Annotated in this window: 18 protein-coding genes; 10 read left to right on the top strand and 8 right to left on the bottom strand. The window is 60.7% G+C overall.

The genetic code is table 11. The annotated features are described in order from the left end of the window. The first annotated feature begins 8 nt into the window (after positions 1 to 8). The 3 genes from VL130_RS04225 to phoB all read left to right on the top strand — a co-directional run bounded on the left by VL130_RS04225 (position 9) and on the right by phoB (position 3,040). Positions 9 to 1,499: a sensor histidine kinase gene (locus tag VL130_RS04225; RefSeq protein ID WP_325361482.1), complete on the top strand. Its 1,491-nt coding sequence runs from the start codon at positions 9 to 11 to the stop codon at positions 1,497 to 1,499. A 140-nt stretch (positions 1,500 to 1,639) separates the two neighbouring features. Further along, positions 1,640 to 2,338 (top strand): phosphate signaling complex protein PhoU, encoded by a 699-nt coding sequence (gene phoU, locus VL130_RS04220; protein ID WP_325361481.1) that lies wholly within the window; start codon positions 1,640 to 1,642, stop codon positions 2,336 to 2,338. Between the two features lie 12 nt (positions 2,339 to 2,350). Further along, positions 2,351 to 3,040 (top strand): phosphate regulon transcriptional regulator PhoB, encoded by a 690-nt coding sequence (phoB, locus tag VL130_RS04215; protein WP_325361480.1) that lies wholly within the window; start codon positions 2,351 to 2,353, stop codon positions 3,038 to 3,040. Here phoB and VL130_RS04210 read toward each other — a convergent pair. The 3 genes from VL130_RS04210 to VL130_RS04200 form a co-directional block, all read right to left on the bottom strand. Further along, positions 3,037 to 4,044, bottom strand: coding sequence for a retropepsin-like aspartic protease (locus VL130_RS04210; protein ID WP_325361479.1), 1,008 nt, complete (start codon positions 4,042 to 4,044; stop codon positions 3,037 to 3,039). The genes phoB and VL130_RS04210 overlap by 4 nt on opposite strands. Next, entirely contained in the window at positions 4,037 to 5,071 is a 1,035-nt protein-coding gene (locus tag VL130_RS04205) for an aspartyl protease family protein (protein ID WP_325361478.1), read from the bottom strand. The genes VL130_RS04210 and VL130_RS04205 overlap by 8 nt, the downstream gene beginning before the upstream one ends. Before the next feature lie 75 nt (positions 5,072 to 5,146). Further along, a complete protein-coding gene (locus tag VL130_RS04200) occupies positions 5,147 to 6,049 on the bottom strand; it encodes an Hsp33 family molecular chaperone (protein ID WP_325362365.1) in 903 nt (300 codons plus the stop codon). A 255-nt stretch (positions 6,050 to 6,304) separates the two neighbouring features. Between VL130_RS04200 and serA the strand changes: the two genes are divergently transcribed. Then, a complete protein-coding gene (gene serA / locus VL130_RS19495) occupies positions 6,305 to 8,227 on the top strand; it encodes a phosphoglycerate dehydrogenase (RefSeq protein WP_414636211.1) in 1,923 nt (640 codons plus the stop codon). A 50-nt stretch (positions 8,228 to 8,277) separates the two neighbouring features. Here the strand turns inward: serA and VL130_RS04185 are convergent, their stop codons facing one another. After that, positions 8,278 to 8,757 (bottom strand): hypothetical protein, encoded by a 480-nt coding sequence (locus VL130_RS04185; protein ID WP_325361477.1) that lies wholly within the window; start codon positions 8,755 to 8,757, stop codon positions 8,278 to 8,280. Positions 8,758 to 9,418: 661 nt separating this feature from the next. On the opposite strand from VL130_RS04185, the gene VL130_RS04180 reads away from it, so the two are divergent. After that, positions 9,419 to 11,227 carry a DEAD/DEAH box helicase gene (locus VL130_RS04180; RefSeq protein WP_325361476.1) on the top strand — a complete coding sequence of 603 codons (1,809 nt, stop codon included), beginning with the start codon at positions 9,419 to 9,421 and terminating at the stop codon, positions 11,225 to 11,227. A gap of 149 nt (positions 11,228 to 11,376) precedes the next feature. Then, entirely contained in the window at positions 11,377 to 13,338 is a 1,962-nt protein-coding gene (locus VL130_RS04175; protein ID WP_325361475.1) for a M1 family metallopeptidase, read from the top strand. A 31-nt stretch (positions 13,339 to 13,369) separates the two neighbouring features. Here the strand turns inward: VL130_RS04175 and VL130_RS04170 are convergent, their stop codons facing one another. Further along, the gene (locus VL130_RS04170) at positions 13,370 to 14,374 is read right to left on the bottom strand and encodes a sugar kinase (protein ID WP_325361474.1); all 1,005 of its coding nucleotides are present in this window, start codon (positions 14,372 to 14,374) and stop codon (positions 13,370 to 13,372) included. Next, entirely contained in the window at positions 14,374 to 15,222 is an 849-nt protein-coding gene (locus VL130_RS04165; RefSeq protein ID WP_325361473.1) for a 2-keto-4-pentenoate hydratase, read from the bottom strand. The genes VL130_RS04170 and VL130_RS04165 overlap by 1 nt, the downstream gene beginning before the upstream one ends. A 147-nt stretch (positions 15,223 to 15,369) precedes the next feature. On the opposite strand from VL130_RS04165, the gene VL130_RS04160 reads away from it, so the two are divergent. Further along, positions 15,370 to 15,828 carry a carboxymuconolactone decarboxylase family protein gene (locus VL130_RS04160; RefSeq protein WP_325361472.1) on the top strand — a complete coding sequence of 153 codons (459 nt, stop codon included), beginning with the start codon at positions 15,370 to 15,372 and terminating at the stop codon, positions 15,826 to 15,828. A 104-nt stretch (positions 15,829 to 15,932) separates the two neighbouring features. Next, positions 15,933 to 16,814, top strand: a complete 882-nt coding sequence (locus VL130_RS04155) for a sigma-70 family RNA polymerase sigma factor (RefSeq protein ID WP_325361471.1) — start codon at positions 15,933 to 15,935, stop codon at positions 16,812 to 16,814. 34 nt (positions 16,815 to 16,848) lie between these two features. Here the strand turns inward: VL130_RS04155 and uxaC are convergent, their stop codons facing one another. Next, positions 16,849 to 18,261, bottom strand: a complete 1,413-nt coding sequence (gene uxaC, locus VL130_RS04150) for a glucuronate isomerase (protein ID WP_325361470.1) — start codon at positions 18,259 to 18,261, stop codon at positions 16,849 to 16,851. 76 nt (positions 18,262 to 18,337) lie between these two features. Then, the gene (locus VL130_RS04145; protein ID WP_325361469.1) at positions 18,338 to 19,381 is read right to left on the bottom strand and encodes a LacI family DNA-binding transcriptional regulator; all 1,044 of its coding nucleotides are present in this window, start codon (positions 19,379 to 19,381) and stop codon (positions 18,338 to 18,340) included. A 139-nt stretch (positions 19,382 to 19,520) separates the two neighbouring features. Here VL130_RS04145 and VL130_RS04140 point away from each other — a divergent pair, with 139 nt between their 5' ends. Both VL130_RS04140 and VL130_RS04135 read left to right on the top strand, forming a co-directional pair. Then, the gene (locus tag VL130_RS04140; protein WP_325361468.1) at positions 19,521 to 21,026 is read left to right on the top strand and encodes an altronate dehydratase family protein; all 1,506 of its coding nucleotides are present in this window, start codon (positions 19,521 to 19,523) and stop codon (positions 21,024 to 21,026) included. Beyond that, positions 21,027 to 22,457 (top strand): mannitol dehydrogenase family protein, encoded by a 1,431-nt coding sequence (locus VL130_RS04135; protein WP_325361467.1) that lies wholly within the window; start codon positions 21,027 to 21,029, stop codon positions 22,455 to 22,457. Positions 22,458 to 22,482: the final 25 nt, after the last annotated feature.

The following is a 22,482-nucleotide window of genomic DNA, read 5'->3' as shown; positions in this document are numbered from 1 at the left end:
GGCACAAAATGGAAAAGCGTCAGAGCGTCTGGAAATTCATTCCGCCCGGCACTGTGATCGGATGCGCGATCCTGATCGTCATGGCGTTTTTTCCGCCGCTCCGTTCGCTGCTGGTCTTCGTGGCGCTGCTGGTTATCGGTTATACCGCCATCCGTTATCTGGTCCTGCTCGGTGACGCCGAAGAGACAATCAAGGCGTTGAAGGCCCCGGAAAAACAGGTCAAGGTCCAGCCGGAAGGGCCGAGTTTCCAGGAAGTCCTGCGTGCCGTTCCCGATCCGGTGATGATTGTTTCCGGCCACGAACCGGATGATATCGCCGCGCGCCGGGTGATTTTCGCCAATGCCGCCGCCCAGATGGTATTTCATCTGCGCTCTGATGGCGGGCCGCTGGTTGGCGCCATCCGCGTGCCGGAAGTGCTGGAATGTGTCGATGAAGCGCTGTTTGGCGGCATCACCGGCTCGGTCGATTTTGAGACGAGCGGCGGCGCACGCGATCAATATTGGCGGGCTTTCTCCTCGCCCCTGCCTATGGAAAACGCACACGATGGCCAGCGTCTGGCTCTGCTCGTGATCCGCGATGAGACGGATTCCCGCCGCATGGAGCGGATGCGCGCCGATTTCCTCGCCAACGCCTCTCACGAATTGCGCACGCCGTTGGCCTCCATCACCGGCTTTATCGAAACCCTGCGCGGACCGGCGCGCGACGATGAAAAGGCGCGTGACAAATTTTTGACAATCATGAGCGCGCAGGCCGACCGCATGGGCCGGCTGATCGCCGATCTGCTGTCTTTGTCGCGTATCGAAATGAGCGAGCATGTGCCGCCGTCGGGTGAAGCTGATCTGGCCCTGGCTGTGCGCGATGTGGTCGATAGCCTCAGCGTGCTCGCCCAGCAAAAGGGCGTGCGCCTGCGTGTCGATGGGCCGAAGCCCGGTCTGTATCCGATCATCGGCGACCGCGATCAGATCTTGCAGGTGGTGCAGAATCTGACTGATAATGCGCTGAAATATGCCCCGGTGGGGTCGGAGGTCAGTATCACCATCTGCTTCGACATGACCCTGCCGCAGGCGCTTTCGCTCAGCGACAAACAGGCGGCGAAACTGATCCTGCTGCGGCCGGATCGTAACGTGCATGAGCACTACGCCCGCATCACCGTGCGCGACGAAGGGCCTGGAATCAAACGTGAATTTTTGCCGCGCCTGGCCGAACGCTTCTATCGCGTTGAGGGCCAGAAGAGCGGTGACCGGCTGGGCACCGGCCTCGGCCTGGCCATCGTCAAGCACATCATCAATCGCCACCGCGGCGGACTGGTGGTCGAAAGCCAGGGACCGGCCTCGGCCAACGAGGATGATATTCTGGAACGTGATGGAAAGGTGGCGATCTTGCCGCAGACACCCCAGACTTTCACAGCTTTCAGCGCTTATTTCCCGCAGACCCGCGCCTTCGGATCGGCCGAAACGCCCCGTCTGGTTTCGGATAGCCCCATGAAGGATGCGGGATAGTCTGCGCGGTGCTTGAGCGCACAAAAAACAATATCCATTATAAAACTGTCACAAAATACGCCTATTGGGGCTATAGTTTCTGATAAGGGGTGCTTCGCGCCAGCTATCAGGAACAGGGAATTTCAAAGGTGTCGTTCAAGATGAATACTCACATCGTCAAGACCTATGGCGACGAGCTTGATCAGCTTTCGGCAGAAGTGGTGCTCATGGGCGGCCTGGCCGAGGCGCAGGTGGCTGACGCGGTTGACGCCGTGGCGCGTCGCGATGTCGGTCTGGCGCAAAGCGTTGTCGGCCGGGACCATAAGCTTGACGAGCTTGAAAAAGACATCGAGCGCAAGTGTATCCGCCTGATCGCCCTGCGCCAGCCGATGGCCGAAGACCTGCGCAAGACGGTGGCCGCCATGAAGCTGGCCACTGCGCTTGAGCGCACAGGCGACCTGGCCAAGAATATCGCCAAGCGCGCCATCGTCATTTCGGAAGCCCAGCCGATGCAGCCGCTGACCCGCTCGATCGAGCGCATGGGCAAGCTGGTGTCGTCGCGTCTGCGTGATGTGCTGGATGCCTATAAGGGCGGCAAGGTCGATCTGGCGCAAAGCGTCTGGGCCTCGGATACCGAGGTCGATGAGCATTATAATGCGCTGTTCCGTGAACTGCTGACCTACATGATGGGCGATCCGCGCACGATCTCGGCCTGCACGCATCTGCTTTTCATGGCCAAGAACCTGGAGCGCATCGGCGACTACGCCACCAACATGGCCGAACATATCCATTTTGAACTGACCGGCGAGGATTACGTCGAAGACCGCCCCAAAGCCAATACCCTCAGTAACCTGGAATAGCCAGACAACCGCATGAAGCCCTACATCATCATCGCCGAAGACGAAGACGCGCTCGGCACCCTGCTCAGCTATAATCTTGAAAAAGAAGGTTATGATGTCGGTCTCGCCACCGATGGCGACGAAGCCCTGGTGATGGTCAAGGAGCGCTTGCCGGACCTGCTGGTGTGCGACTGGATGATGCCGAAAGTCTCCGGCATCGAGGTCTGCCGCCGTCTGCGCCAGCAGACCGCCACGCGCAACCTGCCGATCGTTATGCTGACCGCCCGTTCCGAAGAAACCGACCGCATCCGCGGCCTGGATACCGGCGCCGATGATTATGTGGTCAAGCCGTTCTCGATGGTCGAGCTGATGGCGCGGATTCGGGCTGTCCTGCGCCGCATCCGCCCGGCGCTGTCGGAAGACCGGGTAGAGTTCGGTGAAATTTCGGTCGATCGCCTGTCGCACAGGGTGCAGCGCGCCGGCCGCGATATCCACCTGGGGCCGACGGAATATAAACTGCTCGATTACCTGATGCAGTATCCGCGCCGCGTTTTCAGCCGCGAGCAGTTGCTTGATGCGGTCTGGGGCAATGACGTTTACGTCGAGGCCCGCACGGTCGATGTCCATGTCGGCCGCCTGCGCAAGGCGCTGAATAATGGCGACCAGTTCGACCCGATCCGGACGGTGCGCTCCGCCGGTTATTCTCTGGACATGCAAAACTAGACCGTGTGTTCGATCTCCACGCCTGGCCGGGGATTTGGTGGCGCCAGGCTGAGTTCAAAGCGGATTTCCTTATTGCGATAATCGATGGTCACCGCTGCGAACTGACGCAAATAGTCCATGCCGATCAGCAGGGCGGCGCGCAGCCGCAGTTTCCACACGCTGAAATCGGGCACATCGGCGATGACCAGGCTGCCATTGGTGAAGGCCAGTCCCTGCAGGCGGATACGCTTGACCGGGATGATGTCGCCGGTGACCTCGCCACCGGTCACCCCGGTCAGGGTCATGGTGCCAAGGGTCGTCAGGTGCTTGTTGCGACGCCGCAGATTGTAAAGCAGGCTTTCATTGCCGACCGACACCTCGGCGCCGGTATCGATGAAGGCGGTGGCGGCTATGCTGTCGACCAGGCAATCGGTGACGCGCAGCCGGCCATCGGCGCCCCTGGCGCGGACGCGGGCGGTCTCACTCTCCGGGGTGGCTTGATGAAGGGGCGCCCTGGGCTGCTCGACATGCAGGGCGTGGTTCTGAAAATCGAAGGTGACGCGCGTGCCGTTGATGGCGTCAAGGCCGAGATAGCCATCGGCAAACAAAAAGGTGCGCGGCAGGATGGGCAGGAACAGCTCGGTGCGCACAAAGAGGCCGAAGGACAGGTTGGCGACCCGGACAGTTGGAACGGTGATGCGGTTGGAAATGCCGTTGATCGTGACGGTATCGCCCTGAGGCAGGCCAAGCGCCGCCGCGACCGTATCGGCGATGACGGTGCGTTCGGCCCCGGTATCGATGACGAAGCGGAAAGGCCCCTTGCCATTGATCATGACTTCGATGGTCAGGTGGTTGTTGCCGTCGGTGCGCGCCATAAGACTGGCTGCATCCTGATCGGCATCCGGTTTTTGCAGGGACGCATTGGCCGTGATCGTCTGTGTCCAGCCGGGACCGCCGGGCAGGAGCGAAGCCGCCAGGGCAAGGCCGCTGCTGGCGAAGGTCCGGCGTGAAAAAGTGTCAGACATGGCTGTTTATCCGCACGCCGGGGGTTGGCTGGGGCGGCGTTTCGCTGAGTTCGAAATGGATGGATTTCTGCCGGTAATCGATTGTCACCGCCGCGAACTGGCGCAGGAAGTTCATGCCGATCAGCAGGCCGGGACGGTTGCGCACGTTCCAGGCATCGAAGCTCGGCACCTCGGCAATCGCCAGCCGCGAATCGGTGAAGGACAAATCTTCTAGTTTGATGAGCGAGACGGGTATGACCTCGCTGAGAATTTCGCCGCCGGTCACGCCGTTGAGGACGAGCGGTCCCAGATTGCGCAGGGTGCCGCGCAGGGCCAGGGCGGCTTTCAAGGCCCGGTTGCCGACCGAGACCTGCGCGCCGGTATCGATAAAGGCGGTTGCGCGCACACCATCGACCACGCAGTCGGAGACGCGCAGGTGGCCGGAAGCGCCGCTGGCCCACAGGCGTGTGGATTGGCCAGCGCCAAAGTGGCGATCTTCGCCCCGTTTACGTGGCCGTTCAATTTTCAGAGTCCGGCCGGCGAAATCGAAAGTCACCCGGCTGTCGCTGATGGCATCGAGACCGAGATAGCCGTCGGCAAGCAGATGCTGGCGCGGGAGGACTGGCAGGGTCATATTCCGGCGCTGGAAGGGGCCGAAAGCTAGGCTGTCGACCTGAACGGTTTGCGCCGGGATACGCCGTGAAAATCCGTCGACCAGGATCGAGGCCACATGCGGCAGGCCCAGCGCCAGGGCGACGTTATCAGCGACCACCGAGGTTTCCGCGCCGGTGTCGACGACAAAATGATAAGGCCCTTGGCCATTGACCAGAACCTCTATGCTGAGATGGTCGGCGTCATCCGTCCGGGCGGCGAGAGCGGCGGTGTCGTGATCTCCCTGATAGTCTGCCGGCGGCGTAGTGACCTGTTGCGCGCGGACCTGCGGCGCGGCGCACAGGCAAAAGGCGGCGGCCGCGCCCCCCATGATATAGCGGCGTGACGCACGGACGTGTGTCGGTGCATCGAACCGGTTGTCAGGCAGTTTATTCACGATGTTTCCCCCCGGACCTTGTTATTTCCGGCCGGTGGAATCACAGTAACATCGTTCTTTAAAAGCGCAATCGCGCTACAATCCGACGAAGAAGGTTTTCGAGCAGTATTCGCAGGTGATGTGGACCTTGCCGTCGGCTTCCAGCATCTCCGACTGTTCTTCGTTGGAAAAGGATTGCACCAGACCTTCGACGCGCTCCTGCGTGCAGCGGCAGAGCTTGTGGATCTGTTTCGCGGCGCTCATGCGCACGCCGTCCTCATGGAAGAGGCGGAACAGCAGGCGGTCGGCCGGCAGGTCGAAATCGGTCAGTTCTTCCTCGCCCAGCGTCTCGAACAGGGCGCGGATATGCTGGAACGACTCTTTTGTGTCGCCGCGTGTTTCGTCGCCGGCGATGGCCTGGATCATGGCGCCGGCGGCCCGCCAGTGAACGCCGTCGATATCCATATATTCCGAGCACGCCAGCTTGATCTGGGTCGGCACCTGTTCCGACTGGCGGAAGTAGTTTTCGGCGCACAGGGCCAGGCTTTCGCCTTCGATCGGGGTAATGCCCTGATAGCGTTCGCCATGTTCTTCCGGATCGAGCGTCATGATGAAAGTGCCCTTGCCGAGCAGGGCCTGGGCGCCCAGACTTTGGAAGCTGCCTTCATTGGCCGCTACCAGCGCGTCAAGCTCGTCCTTGTCGAACCGGCAGAAACCGCGCAGGCCGCCCCTGGTGTCGTAATCGGCCACGACATAGCGCACCACGCCGTCGCCCTGCGCTTGCAGGATCAGCCGGCCCTCGAATTTCAGCGATGCCCCCACCAGCACGGCCAACACGCAGGCTTCGCCCAGCAGGTTGGCGATCTGCGGCGGGTAATCGTGCGCCTTCAGGATCTGATCGAGGGTTTCCCCCAGCCGGACCAATCGCCCATGCACGGGATGAGCTTCGATAACGAAACGAGCGGAGTAGTCTTCGGTGGGATCGATGATGTCGGGCATATATTCGCGTAAGGTATCGAAGGTTTTGGTTACAGATTTTACGGGTTTGGCAGGCTTTTGGGTCATTCGTCTACAGTTTTAAAGAATTACGCCGCCACATGCCATAATAAATGGCGAAGGCGGTTGTGCGGGGCGCACTTTTGTCTTATCGGCTAGCGCATTCCTGCCCTCGTATTACGGAATGGCAGGGCAAAATCTTTAGACAGGGCGGACGGCCCCTCGCGCCGGTTCAGCCCTTAGATGGGCGTGACCGCGATGAATGCAAGCTTTCCCCAACCGAACCTGGCCACTGTCGTTCTCGATTTTGATTCGACCTTCACCTCGGTCGAGGCGCTCGATGTTCTGGCGGAATTGCTTTCGGCCGCCGATCCGGCCCGTCACGCCGATGTCGCCCGGATCAAGACCCTGACCGATCAGGCCATGTCCGGCGAGATCAGCTTCGCCGAGGCCCTCAACCGTCGGGTCCAGTTGCTCAAGCCGACGCGCGACGATATCGCCGCCCTGATCGAGGTGCTGAAAACCAAGGTCAGCATATCGGTGATCCGCAACAAGGCGGTCTTCGCCGAGAATCCCGGCAAGTTCCGCGTCATCTCCGGCGGCTTCCATGATTTCATCGATCCGGTGGTCGCCGATTACGGCATCGAGGCCGAATACGTGCTGGCCAATCGCTTGGTCTGGAATGAGGCCGGCGTCGCTGTCGGTGTTGATCAGGCCAATCCGCTGTCGCAGGATGGCGGCAAGGTGACGGCCCTGACCGGCCTCGGCATCGCCGGTGCGGTCGTCATGGTCGGCGATGGCTGGACTGATTTCGAGGTTTACAAGGGCGGCGCCGCCGAGCGCTTCTATGCCTTCACCGAAAACGTGGCGCGTCCGAAGGTGGTCGCCGCCGTCAATGGTGAGACCAGCCTGACCGCCGCCTCGTTCGACGAAGTGCTGCACGCCGAGGGCTATCAGGGCCGCTATTCCTTCCCGCGCTCCAAGCTGAAAGTGCTGCTGCTCGAAAACATCCATCCGGACGCCGTGCGCGCCTTCCGCGAAGAAGGCTATGACGTCACCACCGTCAAGGGCGCGCTCGATGAGGATGACCTGATCCAGGCGCTCCAGGGCGTTCACATTCTTGGCCTGCGCTCGAAAACCAACCTCACCGCCAAGGCGATTGAAGCCGCTGACAAGCTGATGGCGGTTTCGGCCTTCTGCATCGGCACCAACCAGATTGACCTTGTAGCCTGCTCGCAAAAGGGCATCGCCGTCTTCAACGCGCCCTATTCCAACACCCGCTCGGTGGTGGAAATGGTCATCGGTCTGGTCGTCATGCTGACCCGCAGCATCCCCGACAAGTCGGCGGCCATGCACAAGGGCAAGTGGGACAAGTCGGCCACCGGCGCCCATGAAGTGCGCGGCAAGACGCTCGGCATCGTCGGTTACGGCGCCATTGGTTCGCAGTTGTCGATTCTGGCCGAAAGTTTCGGTATGCGCGTCATCTATTTCGACCTGGCTGAAAAACTGACCCTGGGCAATGCCAAGCGCTATCGCTCGCTCGACGCCCTGCTGGCCGAGGCCGACGTCATTTCGCTGCATGTCGATGGCCGTGGCGACAACAAGAATATCTTCGGCGCGGCGCAGTTCGCCCGCATGAAGGACGGCGCCCTGTTCATCAACCTGTCACGTGGTCATGTCGTTGATATCGACGCCCTGTCGGCGGCGCTGAAATCAGGCAAGCTCTACGGCGCGGCGGTCGATGTCTTCCCGAAGGAACCGCGCACCAATGATGATCCGTTTGAATCGTCGCTGATGGGCCTGCCGAACCTGATCCTGACGCCGCACATCGGCGGCTCGACCGAAGAAGCGCAGGAAGCCATCGCCGAATTCGCTTCGGAACGCCTGCTGGGCTTCCTCAATCGCGGCGACACCACCTTCTCGGTCAACATGCCGCACGTCGCCCTGTCGGAAGTCTCCGGCCGTCATCGCTTCCTGCATCTGCACCAGAACGTGCCGGGCGTATTGGCGTCGATCAACGCCATCATGGCCAAGTATGACCTGAACGTGTTGGCCCAGCATTTGAAGACCAACGAAACGCTCGGCTATGTCATTGTTGATGTCGACAAGGGCTATCCCAAGGAAGCTTTAGACGAGTTGAAAGCTGTCAACGGAACACTCAAATTTCGGTCGCTTATGTAAAAGAAATCCCGCAGACATCACGTCATGCGGGATTTTTCTTTCCAGGGCCCTTAGTCGAAATAGATCACGCCGTCGTCCGGGTCTTCGTCCGGCGCGGCGGTGGTCCTGCTCAGGCGGACCCAGGCATCAAAAACTTCCGGCGGCACCTTGGCGGGACGTTTGCCGTCATCGGTCATCTTCTGGATGAAATTGAATTTCAGTCCCATGCGGTTGGCCATCGACCAGGCAGACGAGCCGCGCTTGACCATGCCGCTGTCGAGATCGATCAACCAGATTTCGGATGGAATATGATCCAGGTTATCCATGGCGACGCGGGCGCCGCTGGCGCTCTGGTCGAGGATGCGGCAGTTGATGATCTGGGAACTTGACAGGAACAGCATGGCGCCGCGGGCGTCGCACTGGACACGCGGTTCGGCACGGCGATCGGCGTACTGATCAGGGGTGATGACCTCGACCGCCGGGCGGCCTTGCGCTGGCGCAGACGGGGCTGCGTTGGCGGGCGGGGCGGGGTGGCGTAGTGGCGGGGTCATGATGAACCTGAAAGCAGAAATGGGCAAAGGACCACGTGGAAAAGCACGTGGGGAATACGCATACGCGGCACTAACGGATCACTGGTCTATGGCCCCGCCGTTCGTTAACGCGACGGCTTGCGGGCATTTCGCGTATACTACGCTGTAGGGCGGACTGTAGGCCCGTAAGGTTTATAAAGCGTGAGTAAGTGCGCAAAAGGGATGCGGCTTTGCGAAAATGAATGTGAATTTTTTGTTTGCGGCGCAGCAAAATGCAGCCTTGACTTTTCGCCGTTGAAAGGGCATTTACGCCGCTTCGCTTAGGCGAAATAACCGTTTTTACGCTCTCTGCGCGTTTTCCAGTTGAATTTACTCAGGTAATTCTCGGACTGATGCGCTGCTCTGGCCGCGTGAGGTATGCTTCGTATACGCGCAGTCCGATAAAGTGTCATGCAATGCTATTGTGCACTTTTCGGATAAAACTGCGCGCAGACTAAGTACATACCGCCAGTGATCCAAGGTTGCCGCTTCTAGCGACCTGCCATCTATAAAAATGACCGAAGTCCGTGACACGCGAACGCTTCGACCCTCAACTCCCGATCTGTGATGTCACAGATGCGGGTAAGGGCCGTTGTGTCGCCATGTGCGAAGCGACGCCCGATACATAGAAAGCGTGCTTTACGTGACTAAACTCTTTTCCGATCTCGGTCTCGCCTCCACCCTGCTGATCCAGCTTGAAAAAGCCGGCTATACCACGCCGACCCCGATCCAGGCCCAGGCCATCCCTTATCTGCTCGACGGCCATGACCTGCTGGGCATCGCCCAGACCGGCACCGGCAAGACGGCGGCCTTCGCCCTGCCGATCCTGCAAAAGCTGCTGGCCGAGCGCAAGATGCCGGTGCCGCGCCAGACGCGCGTGCTGGTCCTGTCCCCCACCCGTGAACTGGCTTCGCAGATCGCCGACAGCTTCGCCCAATATGCCCGCGGCACCGGCCTGCAAATCGCCACCATCTACGGCGGTTCCAAGTATGGTCCGCAATACAAGGCGCTCAATGGCGGCCTCGACATTCTCGTCGCCACGCCGGGCCGCCTGATCGACCACATCGAACAAAAGACGGTTGATCTGTCGGCGGTCGAATTCTTCGTCCTCGACGAAGCCGACCAGATGCTCGATCTCGGTTTCGTCAAGCCGATCCGCCAGGTCGCTTCGCGTATGCGCGGCCCGCGTCAAAATCTCTTCTTCTCGGCCACCATGCCGAAGGAAATCGGCATCCTCGCCTCCGAACTGCTGGTCAATCCCAAGAAGGTCGAAGTCACGCCGGAGGCCACCACGGCCGAGCGCGTCGAACAAAGCGTCATCTTCATCGAGGCCGTGCGCAAGCGCGCCCTGCTGACCGAGCTTTACGCCGAAGACAAGCTGTCGCGCACTCTGGTTTTCACCCGCACCAAGCGCTCGGCCGATAAGGTCGCCGCCTATCTGCAAGCCGGTGGCATCGAAGCCGCCGCCATCCACGGTGACAAGTCACAGGGCCAGCGCGAACGCGCCCTGCAGGCCTTCAAGGCCGGCAAGGTCCGCGCCCTGGTCGCCACCGATATCGCCGCTCGCGGTATCGACGTCGATAACGTTTCGCACGTCATCAATTACGAGCTGCCGAACGTTTCGGAAGCCTATGTCCACCGCATCGGCCGCACGGCCCGCGCAGGCAAGACCGGTATCTCGATCAGCTTCTGTTCGGATGACGAACGCAAGATGCTGAAGGATATCGAACGCATGACGCGCCAGCGCATCCCGTCGTTCGATCGCCGCAAGGACCAGGCCCTGAAGCTGCTCGACGAGGCCATGCTGGCTTCGGGCGTCGCTGAAAAGCCGACCACGCCGGATCGTATCCCCGTCAGGCGTGAAGCCCGCCATATCGATCCGAACGCCGAGAACGTCCATAAGCGCAGCCGCAACCGTCCGGGCAAGTCCAATGCCGAGGGTTCGGAACGTGGTGAGCGCTCTTCCTTTGCCGATCGCAAGTACGGCAACAAGAAGCCCGGCGGCAATCGTGGCGGTGACCGCGACTTTGGGCCGCGTCCGGCGTCCTATGATCCGATGTCGGCCGAGCGTCCCGCAGCCCCTGCCGGTGAGCGCAACTTCTCTGAAAAGAAGCCTTTCCAGAAGAAGCCGTTCGACCGTAACGCCGCGCCGCGTGGCGATCGTTCGGAACGCAGCTATGATCGTCCGCGTTCGGACGCCCCGCGTGGTGACCGCCCGCATTCGGACCGCGCTCACGCCGAGCGTCCGCGCGAATATACCCCGCGTGACGACCGTAGCGCTGAACGTCCGGCCAAGGCTGATTTCCGTGGCAAGCCACGCCCGGCTGGCCGCAAGGACAACGCCAAGGCCGGCGCGTCCAAGGGCGCTTTCAAGCCCTCCGGTCAACGCTTTAGCGACGCCCCCAAGGCTCGCACGGAAGGCGCCCAGTTCAAGCGCCGTACACGCTCGTAAGGCCTGAGCAAAACCTGAGATGAAACAAGGGCTGCGCGTCTTAATGACGCGCGGCCCTTGTGCTATTTTCACGGTTGTGTGAACATTCATTTTCCCGTTTAATAGACGCGCGCCGAACAACGGCGCCAATTGCCTGAGGATGCCGACCGATGATTGCCAAAGCTGCCACCAAAGCTGCCAGACAACCGATCGGCCTGTTCGCCTGCCTGATGGCGGCGCTGACCCTCACCACGGGCCTGATGATGACCGGCTGCGCCCCGAAGGACGATGAAGCCGCCGCACCCCTGGCCATTGTCGCCAAGACGGTCGATGACCATTCCTACGCCCGCCCGCAGGAAGCCCGCGTCAGCCATGTCGATCTCGACCTGACCGCTGATTTCAACGCCAAGATCCTCAAGGGCACAGCGACCCTGACCCTGATCACCGAGGCCAACGCCAAACAGGTTATCCTCGATACCCGCGCGCTCGATATCCAGTCGGTGACGGATGCGTCCGGCGCCCCGCTGAAATTCACCCTCGGCAAGGGCAATGACATGATGGGCAAGCCGCTCACCATCGAGCTGCCGCAGGGGGCGCAGAAGATCGTCGTCCACTACCAGACGACCAAGGACGGCACGGCTCTGCAATGGCTGTCACCCGAACAGACCGCCGGCAAGAAACTGCCCTTCGTCTTCAGCCAGGGCGAGGAAATCCACACACGCACCTGGATACCGACTCAGGACAGCCCCGCCATCCGCCAGACCTACAGCGCGCGCATCGTCGTGCCTTCCAACCTGGTGGCGGTGATGAGCGCCGATCGCCTGACGCCTGAAGGCGAAAAAGTGCCCGGTCATGCGGCCCAGCGCGCCTTCCGCTTCGATATGAAGAAGCCGATCGCGCCCTATCTGATCGCCATCGCCATCGGCGATATCGGTTTCAAGGCCGAGGGTTCGCGTACCGGCGTTTATGCCGAGAAGGCGACGCTGACCGCCGCGGCCAATGAATTTACCGACATGCAATCCATGCTGGAAGCCGCCGAGAAGCTTTACGGCCCCTATCAGTGGGGCCGCTATGACGTGCTGGTCCTGCCGCCGTCCTTCCCCTTCGGCGGTATGGAAAACCCGACCCTGACCTTCGCCACCCCCACCGTCATCGCCGGCGACAAGTCGCTGGTGTCGCTGGTGGCGCACGAACTGGCGCATAGCTGGTCAGGTAATCTGGTCACCAATGCCACCTGGGAGGATTTCTGGCTCAATGAAGGCTTCACGGTCTATTTCGAGGGCCGGATCATGGAAGAGGTCTATGGCAAGGAGCGCGCCGACATGCTGCGCGTGCTCGGCTGGCAGGACCTGCAGGGCACGCTGAAAGACCTGACTGAACCGGGCAGCAAGACGGCAAATCCCGATTTCACCCGCCTGCATCCCGATCTGAAAAACATCAATCCGGACGATTATTTCAGCGACGTGCCCTATGAAAAGGGCGCCGCCTTCCTGCGGATGCTGGAAGCGCATTTCGGCCGCAAAAAGCTGGACGCCTATCTCAAGGGCTATTTCCAGCGCTACGCCTTCCAGAGCATGACCACGGACGCTTTCGTTGTCGATCTGCGGACGCATCTGTTGCGCAATGACGCTGATCTCGAAAAGACGCTCAAAATTCACCAGTGGCTTTACGACAAAGGGATGCCGGATAACGCCGTGGCGCCGACCTCCGCCGCGCTCGATGAAGTCGCCTCCCAGGTGCTGGCCTTTATGGAAGGCACTCCGGCGAAGGAACTGAAGGTCGACAACTACAGTTCGCCGCAATGGCAGTATTTCCTGACTCACCTGCCCGATGCCCTGACGGTCGAACAGATGACACAACTAGACGAGGTCTACGCCTTCTCAAAGACGCATAATTCGGAAATTCTCTTCGCCTGGCTGCAACTGGCGATCCGGCATCACTATCAGCCCGCCATGCCGGCGCTGGAAAGTTTCCTGACGGAGCAGGGCCGCCGCAAGTTCGTGGTGCCGCTCTATAAAAGCCTGATGGAACAACCGGGCTGGGGCGTCGATATGGCCAAGAGCGTTTATGCCAAGGCCCGTCCCGGCTATCATGATGTCACCCGCCATACGGTCGATGATATCGTAAAGTAGGCAGGGACAAGTCCCCGCACCCGCATGTTTGTCAGCGTTTTACGTCGAAGCCGTCGTCGCTGAGGAAAGCGTCGAGATCGGCCGGCGTGGCCAGGCTGGCGTCGCCCGGTTGCGCATGTTTCAGGCAGGCGCAGGCAATGCCGTAATCAAGCGCTTTTTCATCATCCGCGCCGGTCAAAAGGCCGTGCATGACACCGGCGGCGAAGGCGTCACCGCCGCCGATCCGGTCGATGATCCGTTCGATATCATGGGTGTCGGTTTCCAGCGCGCCGTCACGGGTATACATCAGGCCGGTCAGGCGGTTGTGATCGACATTGATCTGTTCACGGCGGGTGCAGACCAGCCGTTGCAGGAGCGGGAAGGCGGCGAAGGCATGATCCGCCGCCGCGCGCTCATCATTGAAGCGCTGGCCGGAAACCAGTTCGATATCGCGGTAGCCGCCGAAAATCAGATCGGCCTCGGTCATCAGTTTTGTGATGTAGGCGGGTGCGTCGGCGCTCCATTCGGCCCATAGCTTGGGGCGATAATTGCAGTCGAATGACACCTTCACACCGGCCTTGCGGGCGGCTTTCATGGCGGTCAGCGCCGCCGTCACACAGTTTTCACCGAGCGCCGCCGTGACGCCCGAAACATGCAGCCAGCCGGCGCCTTTTAATAGCTTCGGCCAGTCGAGCGTGCTGAAATCGGCCAGGGCAAAAGCCGAGCCGGCGCGGTCATAGACGATATCAGACGGTCGGTGGATGGCGCCGGGTGTCAGGAAATAGAGGCCCATGCGCTGCGGCGCCTTTGTCACCGCGTTGGTATCGACGCCCCAGCGGCGCAGTTCATTGATCGCCGCTACGCCCAGCGCATTATCGGCCACCACACTGACCATGCGGGTGTCATGGCCCAGCCGCGCCAGCCCGACCGCCACATTGGCCTCGGCGCCGCCGCCGACGGGTTGCAGAGGCGAAAGGCTCTCCAGCAGATGGCCGCCGGTGACGGTCAGGCGGATCAGCAATTCGCCGAAGCAGACAAAAGGAGCGGTCGATGGCATTAGGTCGTTTCCTGTAATATTTCTGGCGCGCAGGCGGTCAGGGGCACGGTTTTCAACCTTATAACCACATCGGCGATGCCGCTAAAGGTAATATCCGAGGCCTGGCCGGCTTTGATGGCATGGACGCCGGTGGTCTGGCCGGTCGAGATCAAAAGGCCACGCGTCAGCGGCCGGCCACGTTCGGCCAGGTGACCGGCCAGCCACGCCAGTGCGCTGAAAGGGCCGCCGGGCATGACGAAAAGCCCGCCTTCGCCGACGGTCTGGCCGTCGATCTCGGTCTTCGATCTGTAGTTTTTCAGCGCTTCCGGACTGACGGTATCGAGCGTCGTGTCGGAATCGATCTCCAGCAGTCGGGGGCCTAAGATTTCGCCGAAATTATTGCCGAAATCCGAAGCCGTGACCGTCGGCCCCAGTTCATTGATCTTCGGAAAGGGTGAACCGGCCACCTCCACCCCGGCGAACAGGCCGTCGCACAGGCGCAGGGCTTCTTCTTCGGTATAACTGGTTTTTTCCGGATCGGCGTCGTGATCGATACGCAGGACGAACTCAGCCTCGACCGCGCCGAAGCCACCGGTGAAAAGCGAATAGGTCAGGGTTTCGCCTTTATATTCATGGAAGCTGTTGGCGAAGATCGGCCCGGCCATTCGCTCGCCGTGCTGCGCCTGAAAATCGGGATGAATGCGGGCGATTTTCCAGCCGACAAGCTTCTGATGCCACTGATCCATGGCCGCGTCCTGGATGGCGTAGGCGTCCGTCATTGTCGCCGGCAGGTCACCGGGATAATCCGGCAGGGCCGTGGCGGTGCGGCGGGCGGCGACAAAACGATCAGCGGTGGATTTATAAGACATTGCGTGACTTCCGTTAGGTTCGCAAACCTAAAAGATACCGGTGTCAGGTTCAATCTAAATACGTTTTCCTGAGAAAAAATCGCGTGTCATGTCACAACCGCGCCGGCCCGCTCGTCATAACAGCATAACCAACCGAAGGAGACTGTTATGACCCACTTCAACCGCCTGAATCTCGCCGTCCTTGCCGCCGATGGCTATAACGGCCTGATCAATGTCGAAAACTACATACACGGCGCGCTCGACCTGAAACTGCTGAGCCTCGTCAAGCTGCGCGCCTCGCAGATCAATGGCTGCGCCTTCTGCCTGCACATGCACTATGAAGAAGCGCTCAAGGCCGGCGATACGCCCGCCCGCCTGAACCTGCTGCCGGCCTGGGAAGAATCGCGCATGTTCACGGAGAAGGAACGCGCCGCGCTGCTGTGGACGGAATCCCTCACCAATATCGCCACGGATCGTGCCGAGGACGAGACCTATGCAGAGGTCAAGGCCCATTTCACCGACAAGGAAATGGCCGATCTGACGCTGGCCGTCGCCATGATCAACGCTTGGAACCGCATCGCTATTTCCATGCGTTTCCTCCATGCCAACGACAAGCCAGCGGCTTAAGATTTAAGGGGTCCACAGATAAGCCAGATAAGCGCAGATAAGATTTTATACGCTGAACCATCTGTGCTTATCTGTGGACCAACCTTTATTGAAAAGGCCAGAGCATGATCCCTCACTCCGACATCCAGTGGTTTGAAGACGAGCGCCGGTATCTGCAAGGCGTGGCCTATCGGATGCTGGGTACGATCAGCGAGGCCGAGGACGCCGTTCAGGATGCTTTTTTGCGGGTGCGCGAAACGGCGCCGGATGCGCTCGACAACAAACGCGCCTACCTGACCCGGATCGTGACGCGTATCTGTCTCGATATCCTGAAAAGCGCGCACAAGAAACGCGTCGATTATGTAGGTCCGTGGCTGCCGGAGCCGTTGCACGATGTCAGCGATTTCACCGGCTCGCCGGCGGCGGCCACCGAACTGGCGGATGATCTGTCCGTCGGGCTTCTCTATGCGCTGGAACGCCTGACTCCACTAGAGCGCGCCAGCTTCCTGCTGCACGATGTCTTCGATGTCGGCTATGACGAAATCGCCAAAACTCTGGAACGTTCCGAGGACAGTTGCCGCCAACTGGCCGCCCGTGCGCGCAGCCATGTCAAGGCGTCGCGGCCACGCTTCAAGGTGACGCCGGCCGACGAACGGCGCTATCTCGAAGCCTTTGTCACAGCCTCGCAAAAGGGTGATGTGGCGGCGCTGGAAGCCCTGCTGGCCGAGGATGTGAAGCTCTACAGCGACGGCGGCGGCAAGGTGTCGGCGGCGATCAATATTCTCGATGGCAAGCGCCGGGTCGGCGCCTTCATGGCCGGCATCTACCAGAAGTTCCGAAACCACACGACCGCAGCGCTGCGCTACGAACGCGTCAACGGTGTGATGTCATTGCTGACCACCCACACGGATGCTTATATCGATGTGCTGAGCGTGGAAGTCACTGACGGCCGGATTTCCGCCGTCTGGTTCCAGCGTAACCCTGATAAGCTGACACGGCTGCACTGATTCTCCTCCCCCGCTTCGCAGGGGAGGGGTAAAGTCACAGCTTATATGCCGCTTTCGGCAGGTTGTAGGTCAGATCCTGGATGACTTGGGCGGCGTCTTCAATCGGCAGTCTATGCTCAGCCACAAGACGCGCCAGGAACGCCGAGTCGATGCGGCGGGCGACATCGTGGCGCGCCGGGATCGACAGGAAGGCGCGGGTGTCGTCATTGAAGCCGACCGTATTATAGAAGCCGGCCGTCTCGGTCACCTGCTCGCGGAAGCGCATCATGCCTTCGGGTGAATCGTGGAACCACCACGACGGGCCGAGCCTGAGCACCGGATAGTGACCGGCCAGCGGGGCCAGTTCGCGGGCATAATTCGTCTCATCGAGCGTGAAGAGAATGACCGTCAGGTTTTTTTCATTGCCGAAGGCGTCAAGCAGCGGCTTGAGAGCGTGCACATAGCCGGTCGGCATCGGAATATCGGCGCCCTTGTCGCGGCCGTACTTATCGAAAACCTTGGCGTTGTGATTGCGGTAGGCGCCGGGGTGAATCTGCATGGTCAGGCCGTCATCGAGCGACATGCGCGCCATCTCGGTCAACATCTGGGCGCGGAAAAGCTCGGCGTCTTCCGGCGATACATGCTTTTTCAGCACACGATGGAACAAGTCCTTGGCGTCGGAATGCGAGAGATTGGCGGTCTGCGCGGTCGGGTGACCGTGATCGGTCGAGGTGGCGCCATGAGCCATGAAGACATCGCGGCGCTTGCGGTGGGCGCTAAGATAGCCCTTCCAGCTATGGACATCCTCGCCGGTCAGATCGGCGAATTGCGCCAGCTTGTCGTGGAAATCCTCGTGTTCCGGATCGATGACCGGATCGGGCCGATAGGCGGTGACGACGCGGCCTTTCCAGCCGGAGTCCTTGATCTTCTGGTGATGTTCAAGCGTATCGGTCGGGCCTTCGGTAGTGGCCAGCAGCTCGATATTGAAGCGGTCGAACAGGGCACGCGGGCGATAGGCCTCAGACGCCAGCAGCTCGCCGATACGGTCGAAATAGAAATCGGCGGTGCTTTCATCGAGCGCCACGTCGAAGCCCATGATCTCGCCGAAAACATGGCTCATCCACATGAAGGAGGGCGTGCCGCGGAAAAGATGCTGGTTGGCGGCGTAGATATGCCAGGCCTTGCGGGCATCGGCGCTGGAAGGTCCATCTTTCGAACCGACACCGACCGCAGCCATGTCGATGCCCTGGCTGTACAGCATCCGGTAGATATAGTGATCGGGCGCCAGAAACAGTTCGGTGGCGTTCTCGAAGGGCTGGTTGTCGGCGAACCACGACGGATCGGTATGGCCGTGCGGTGACAGGATCGGCAGGGCCTTCACGCTGGCATAGAGGTCACGGGCGATGGCGCGCTGGGCCGGATTGCTGGAAAACAGACGGTCTGCGTGAAGATAAAGCGGTTTGGACATGGATCGACCCTGCGAGATAATTGGCGCCATAGGTAACCGGTGTCATTGCGTTTGACAACAGACTTTTTAGCCTGGGTTAAGCCTTGGCGGTCGATTCCCGCACCACCAGGCCGGATTCAAAGATAATCTCGGCCTTGCGGTCGCCTTCATCGGTCAGCAGCGTGGTGGCGGCGGCCTTGGCCATGTCGCGGCTCGGCAGGTTGACCGTGGTCAGCGGTGGCGACACGCGCAGGGCCATCGGGCTGTCGTCATAGCCGCAGATGCTGAGATCGGCGGGGATGCGCAGGCCCAGTTCAAAAGCAGCCTTGTAGGCGCCGATGGCCATTTCGTCATTGCTGGCGAAAAGCGCGGTCGGGCGATTGGGGCGGTTGAGGATTTTCAATGCGGCGGCGTGGCCGGATTCAAAGGTATAGGCCCCCTGCGCCTCCAGTTCCCAATCGATATCCAGCCCGTGGGCTTGCAGGCCTTCGCGGAAGCCAGCGCGGCGCTCGGTGGCTGACGTATAGCCTTCCGGCCCGGCGATAAAGCCGATCGATTTATGGCCAAGTTGCGCCAGATGTTCGCCGGCGGCGCGGCAACCGATGCGCTCTTTCGACAATATGGCGTAACCGCCTTTTGTCGTGGTCGGTTGCAGGGCCGAGACGCGGACGTAGGCGACCTCCAGTTCCTCAAGCAGGGCCAGCAGGCGCTTATCCTCGGAAATCGGCGGCAGGATAATCACCCCGGCCAGGCGCTGGAGTTCTATAAAGTCGCGGATATCCTCGATAAAGCGCTCACTGCGCAGGTCGCATGGGTGGACCACCAGTTCGCTGCCGGAACCGCGCAGGGCGTCGAGCGCCCCCATCTGCATGTTGACGACATATTGCGCATTGGGATTGTCGTAGATCAGCCCGATCAGGAACGACCGGCGAAAGGCCAGGCCGCGCGCCTGCGGATCGGGCCGGAAGCCGATGCGCGCGATGATGGCGTTCACGCTGTCACGCGTCTCGGCGCGGACGCTGGGTGATGCGTTGATGACCCGCGACACCGTTTTTTTCGACACGCGCGCCAGCCGGGCCACATCGTTGATCGTCGCCTTCTTGCGGCGCTGGATGAATTCTTCGATGGCGTCTTCGGACATGAATATTGAGCCTGATCGTCTTGTTTGAAGATGGGTAGCGGGCTTCGCGGCGGCTGAACAGTTATTTTCTTGAAAAGATTGCGCTCTAGGTTTATGACACCGGTATCATAATTTGTAAAACACATCTTGGAGTTTGGTAATGGCGGATGATCCGGCTGGCGTATCGGTGCCCTGGCTACGGGTCAGCACGGGTGATTCGGTTGCGGTCGCCTTGCAGGATCTGGCGGCGGGTTACGTCATCACCATTGACGGCCGTGAAATCGTTCTGCGCAACGATGTGCCGAAAGGCCACAAGATCGCGCTGACAGATATCAAGGCCGGCGATGAGGTCTTCAAGCTCGGTTTCAGCATCGGCCGGGTGTCGCAGGCCATCGCCCCCGGTGAACATGTCCACGCGCATAATCTGGTGACGGGTCTGAGCGGTCTGGAAGATTACAGCTACCAGCCGTCGCCGGTTGCGCCCGCGCCGGCTCTGACCGAAGCGACCTTTCAGGGCTATCGCCGCAGTGATGGCCAGGTCGGCATCCGCAATGAAATCTGGATTTTGTGCACGGTCGGCTGTGTGGCCAAAACCTCCGAACGGCTGGCGCGGATCGCCTCCGAGCGCTTCAAGGGCCGCGTCGATGGCGTCTATGCCCTGACCCACCCGCTCGGCTGTTCGCAGATGGGTGACGATCTTGACCACACCCGCAAGCTGCTGGCCTCGCTGGCCATGCACCCCAATGCCGGCGGTGTGCTGATCGTCGGCCTTGGCTGTGAGAACAACCAGCTTTCGGCGCTGATCAAGGAAATAGACCGCCCCGCCGACCGCCTGAAATATTTCGCGGCGCAAATGGTCGAAGATGAGCACGAAACGGGCCTCGATGCGCTCGAGGAACTGGTCGCGGTGGTCGAAAAAGACCGGCGCGAAATCTGTTCCGTCCGTGATCTGACAATCGGCGTCAAGTGTGGCGGATCGGACGCCTTTTCCGGCCTGACTGCCAATCCGCTGGTCGGCCTGATCGCCGATCGCGTGGCGTTTGCCGGCGGCAAGGCGATCATGACCGAGATACCGGAAGTCTTCGGCGCCGAACGCGGCCTGATGAACCGGGCGAAGAATGAGCAGGTCTTTCATGAGGTTGTCGAGGTCGTCAACGATTTCAAGAATTACTTCATCGCACACAAGCAGCCGGTCTTTGAAAATCCGTCGCCGGGCAACAAGGCCGGCGGCATCACAACGCTGGAAGAAAAGTCGCTCGGCGCCGTGCAGAAGGGCGGCCACAGCCCGCTCAACGAGGTCATGCGTTATGGCGAACGGGCGCACGAACAAGGCCTGTCCCTACTTGAAGCGCCCGGCAATGATGCGGTTTCCTCCACGGCCCTGACGGCGGCGGGGGCGGTGATCGTCCTCTTTACTACTGGTCGCGGCACGCCGCTGGGCTTCCCGGCCCCCACACTCAAGATCGCGTCCAATTCGGCCCTTGCCGCTCACAAGCCGCGCTGGATCGATTTCAATGCCGGTCAGGTTCTGGAAGGTCATTCGCTGGAAGAGACGGCCGACGACCTGATGGACCTGATCCTCAAAACCGCTTCGGGCCAGCCGGCCTGCAATGAAAAAAACGATGAGCGCGAAATCGCCATCTGGAAAAACGGGGTTACGCTTTAAATGCGCCTTTCGCTTGATACACTCGCCGCCGCCAATGCCCTCAAGCCCGCCTATGATCCGGCGGCGCTCGATATCGGCGTCGTCCATTTCGGTGCCGGCGCTTTTCACCGCGCCCATCAGGCGGCCTATTTCGATGCGCTTGCGGTAGCAGATAAGCGCTGGGGCATCTGCGGCGTGTCGCTGCATTCGGCCGGCGTGCGTGACGCCCTGAAGCCGCAGGATGGCCTCTATACCCTGGCCATTCTCGATGAAGAGATCAGCTACCGCATCATCGGTTCGATGCGTGAGGTTCTGGTCGGGCCGGAAGATATCGAAGCGGTGTTTGAACGCCTGACGCGGCCGTCGGTCGGATTGGTGACATCGACGGTCACCGAGAAGGGCTATTGCCTGGCGCCGGACTTTTCGCTCGATCTTCAGCACCCGGACATTGCCCACGATCTGGCCAATCCGCAGACGCCGAAATCCTTTATTGGCTATGTTGCCGAAGGTCTGCGCCGCCGCAAACAGGCGGGTTTGAAGCCCTTCGTGCTGATTCCCTGCGACAACCTGCCGAAGAACGGCGTGCGTTTGAAAGAGGCGGTGACGGTCTTCGCCGGGCAGTCTGATCATGATCTGGCGCTGTGGATTCATGAAAATCTGCAATGCCCCTGCACCATGGTCGATTCGATCACGCCGGCCACCGATGACGCCCTGCGCACCCGCGTGGCCGAGGCGATTGGCGTGGCCGATGCCTGGCCGATCCAGCGCGAAGCCTTTACCCAGTGGGTAATCGAAGACCACACGCATGACGGCGGTCCCGATTGGGAAAGCGTTGGCGTGACAATCACCGATAATGTGCCGGCCTATGAACGCGCCAAGCTGCGCCTGCTCAACGGCCCGCATTCAACCCTGGCCTATATGGGCCTGCATCGCGGCTATGAGAGCGTCTCCAAGGCTATGAAGGACGCCGAACTGGCCGATATCGTCCGTAAACTGATGATCGAGGATGTCGTGCCGCTGCTGGAGGCGCCCAAGGGTCTCGATCTGGTGGCCTATAGCGAGGATATCCTCACGCGTTTCCGCAATCCGGCCATCGTCCACAAGCTGGCGCAGATCGCCTGGGACGGCTCGCAGAAACTGCCGATCCGCATCCTGAGTTCGTTGACCGAGGCGCTCGATCGCGGCCAGGATATCCATCGCCTTTGCCTGCCATTGGCGGCGTGGATGCGGTTTATCAGGGCACAAGCTCTTTCTGGTGAGCCGCTCACCGACCCCCTGGTGGATGAACTGATTGCCATCGGCACGACATGCCAGGATGATCTTGGTGATGTCAGCCGCTTCCTGTCCTTACGCGCCGTCTTCCCGGAAACTCTGGCGACAGATGCCACGGTCATCACCGGAATCGAAGGCGCTTATGCCGAACTCCTGAAACGCGAGGCCGTTTTCGCTTGAGATAAGGAAGGCCTGCGCCTAAATC

The sequence above is a fragment of the Asticcacaulis sp. genome (assembly GCF_035497195.1).
GTDB lineage: Bacteria > Pseudomonadota > Alphaproteobacteria > Caulobacterales > Caulobacteraceae > Asticcacaulis.
The sequence above is the reverse complement of the archived record's forward strand: the minus strand, read 5'-3'. Positions and strand labels throughout refer to the sequence as shown.

Coding starts and splice junctions, on each gene's coding strand:
- serA (WP_414636211.1), top strand. CDS start 6,305: ATGAATGCAAGCTTTCCCCAACCGAACCTGGCCACTGTCGTTCTCGAT.
- VL130_RS04155 (WP_325361471.1), top strand. CDS start 15,933: ATGATCCCTCACTCCGACATCCAGTGGTTTGAAGACGAGCGCCGGTAT.
- VL130_RS04165 (WP_325361473.1), bottom strand. CDS start 15,222: ATGTCTTATAAATCCACCGCTGATCGTTTTGTCGCCGCCCGCCGCACC.
- phoB (WP_325361480.1), top strand. CDS start 2,351: ATGAAGCCCTACATCATCATCGCCGAAGACGAAGACGCGCTCGGCACC.
- uxaC (WP_325361470.1), bottom strand. CDS start 18,261: ATGTCCAAACCGCTTTATCTTCACGCAGACCGTCTGTTTTCCAGCAAT.
- VL130_RS04160 (WP_325361472.1), top strand. CDS start 15,370: ATGACCCACTTCAACCGCCTGAATCTCGCCGTCCTTGCCGCCGATGGC.
- VL130_RS04135 (WP_325361467.1), top strand. CDS start 21,027: ATGCGCCTTTCGCTTGATACACTCGCCGCCGCCAATGCCCTCAAGCCC.
- VL130_RS04225 (WP_325361482.1), top strand. CDS start 9: ATGGAAAAGCGTCAGAGCGTCTGGAAATTCATTCCGCCCGGCACTGTG.
- VL130_RS04140 (WP_325361468.1), top strand. CDS start 19,521: ATGGCGGATGATCCGGCTGGCGTATCGGTGCCCTGGCTACGGGTCAGC.
- VL130_RS04175 (WP_325361475.1), top strand. CDS start 11,377: ATGATTGCCAAAGCTGCCACCAAAGCTGCCAGACAACCGATCGGCCTG.
- VL130_RS04200 (WP_325362365.1), bottom strand. CDS start 6,049: ATGCCCGACATCATCGATCCCACCGAAGACTACTCCGCTCGTTTCGTT.
- VL130_RS04185 (WP_325361477.1), bottom strand. CDS start 8,757: ATGACCCCGCCACTACGCCACCCCGCCCCGCCCGCCAACGCAGCCCCG.
- VL130_RS04170 (WP_325361474.1), bottom strand. CDS start 14,374: ATGCCATCGACCGCTCCTTTTGTCTGCTTCGGCGAATTGCTGATCCGC.
- phoU (WP_325361481.1), top strand. CDS start 1,640: ATGAATACTCACATCGTCAAGACCTATGGCGACGAGCTTGATCAGCTT.
- VL130_RS04210 (WP_325361479.1), bottom strand. CDS start 4,044: ATGTCTGACACTTTTTCACGCCGGACCTTCGCCAGCAGCGGCCTTGCC.
- VL130_RS04145 (WP_325361469.1), bottom strand. CDS start 19,381: ATGTCCGAAGACGCCATCGAAGAATTCATCCAGCGCCGCAAGAAGGCG.